At 71.1% G+C, this 2,364-nt stretch carries 2 protein-coding genes; both read left to right on the top strand.

The window, feature by feature from the left end; genetic code table 11:
- Positions 1-1,767 (top strand): bifunctional diguanylate cyclase/phosphodiesterase (locus KBX53_RS29915; protein ID WP_210863017.1); only part of this gene is annotated, 1,767 nt, incomplete at its 5' end.
- Between the two features lie 50 nt (positions 1,768-1,817).
- Positions 1,818-2,364: MerR family transcriptional regulator (locus tag KBX53_RS29910; RefSeq protein WP_210863015.1), on the top strand; the 547-nt coding region annotated here is incomplete at its 3' end.

Below are 2,364 nucleotides of genomic sequence, written 5' to 3'. Positions count from 1 at the left end.
GAGCTGGCCGACCCGGCGCGCACGCTCGGGCTGCTCTTCCCGATGTTCGACCTGATGCAGCTCACCATCCTGGTCGCGGTCTCCGGGCCGGCCCGGCCGATGTGGCGGCCGATGAGCATCCTCGCGGCGAGCCTCAGCCTGCGGGTCGTCGCCGACGTCGTCTACGTGTCGCTGGTCGCCCGCGCCGACTACGCCGCCGGTCACCCGATCGACCTGTGCTGGCCGTTGAGTTACCTGTTGATCGGCCTGGCCACCCGGAATCCGCCACCACCGGACTGCGACGGCACCGACGACACCGCCGAGTCGCCACTGCCGCCCTGGTGGCGGGTGGCGCTGCCGTACCTGCCGGTGGGTGGGGCGATCGTCGCGGTGGTGCTGGCCCGTCGGCCCACCGGGCAGACCCCGCAGCTGGTGTTCGTGACCATGATGGTGTTGCTGGCGACTCTCGCCGTCCGGCAGGGGTTGGCCGCCAACGAGAACCTCCGGCTGGTGGTCCGGTTGCGTCGGCTCGCGTACGGCGACCAGCTCACCGGGCTGCCCAACCGGTTGTTGTTCAACCGGCGACTGCGGCTGGCCCTGCGCGACGGGCGGCCGGTGGCCGTGCTGCTGCTCGACCTGGACGGGTTCAAGCAGGTCAACGACCGGTTCGGGCATGCCACCGGTGACACCCTGCTGACCGGGCTCGCGGCCCGGATGCGCACTGCCGTCAACGGCGACGGCACCATCGCCCGGCTCGGCGGTGACGAGTTCGCCGTGCTGGTCGACGGCGACCGGCCGGTGTCACCCGAACGGCTCGCCGAGCGGCTGCTCGACGCGCTGCGGCCGTCCGACGACGAGGAGGACGTCGGGGTGCACCCGTCGGCGAGCATCGGTATCGCCGAGTTCGGCCCGCAGCACGCCTCCCACACCGACCTGCTGCGCGACGCCGACATCGCCATGTACGCGGCCAAGGCGGCCGGGAAGTCCGCGTACCGGACGTGCACACCGGCGCTGCGCGAGTCGGCCGTCTCCCGCGCCGAGCTGATCGCCGACCTGCGCCGCGCTGTCGACGAGGATCAACTGCGCCTGGAGTTCCAACCCATCGTCGACCTGAGCACCGGTGCGGTACGCAGCGCCGAGGCGCTGGTGCGCTGGCGGCACCCCCGGCTGGGGATGTTGGCGCCGGCGAAGTTCCTGCCGCTGGCCGAGGAGACCGGGCTGATCCTGCCGATCGACCGCTGGGTGATCCACGAGGCGTGCCGGGCCGCCGCCACCTGGCGGGGGCGGGTGCCGGACGCGACCGTCGCGGTGAACATCGCCGCCGCGCACCTGCGTCGGCCGGACCTGATCGCCACTGTCACCGCGGCCACCAGCGCCGCCGGGCTGGCGCCCCGGGCGTTGACCCTGGAGCTGACCGAGTCGGCGCTGATCGAGGGCACCGATGCGGTGCTGGAGCGGCTGCACCAGCTGCGGGAGCTGGGCATCAGGATCGCCATCGACGACTTCGGCACCGGCTACTCGTCGCTGAGCTACCTGCACCGCATCCCGGCCACCGAGTTGAAGATCGACAGGTCGTTCGTGGCGCGGCTGGGCACCGACGACCGGGCGTACGCCACGGTGGAGATGGTCACCCGGCTGGCCGGCGCGTTCGACCTGGCGGTGGTCGCCGAGGGGGTGGAGACCGAACGTCAGCATGAGGCGGTCACCGCGATCGGCTGCCCGCGCGGTCAGGGCTATCTGTACGGGCGGCCGGACGGCCCCGCCATGGTGGGCCAGAATCGGAGTTGACTCTCACGTAACGGCAGGCAGGAGCCTGGTTCCCGGAAGGGAGGGGGACCATGGCGTACACGGTGGGTCAGGTGGCGAAGGTCGCCGGCGTGACGGTGCGGACGCTGCACCACTACGACGAGATCGGGTTGCTCTCGCCCAGCGGGCGGACCTCGGCCGGTTACCGCCGCTACGACGACGCGGACCTGCAACGGCTGCAACTCGTCCTGTACTACCGGGAGCTGGGTTTCCCGCTTGAGGAGATCACCGCGATCATCGACGACCCGGCGGCCGATCCGGCCGCGCACCTGCGCCGACAGCACGAGCTGCTGACGGTACGGCTGAAACGGTTGCAGGAGATGGTCACGGCGATCGAGTTCGCGATGGAGGCGACCAAGATGAACATCCAACTCACGCCGGAGGAGCGGTTCGAGGTCTTCGGTGACTTCAGCCCGGAGGAGCACGAGGCCGAGGCGGAGCAGCGGTGGGGTGACACCGACGCGTACCGGGAGTCGAACCGCCGGGCCTCTCGCTATGGCAAGGAAGACTGGCTGCGGATCAGGGCGGAGAACGAGGACTGGGGTCGGCGGATCGTCGCGTTGATGGCCGCTGGCGCAC

The organism is Micromonospora sp. M51 (assembly GCF_018070305.1).
Classification (GTDB): domain Bacteria; phylum Actinomycetota; class Actinomycetes; order Mycobacteriales; family Micromonosporaceae; genus Micromonospora; species Micromonospora parva.
This window is presented reverse-complemented; position numbering and strand designations above follow the sequence as displayed.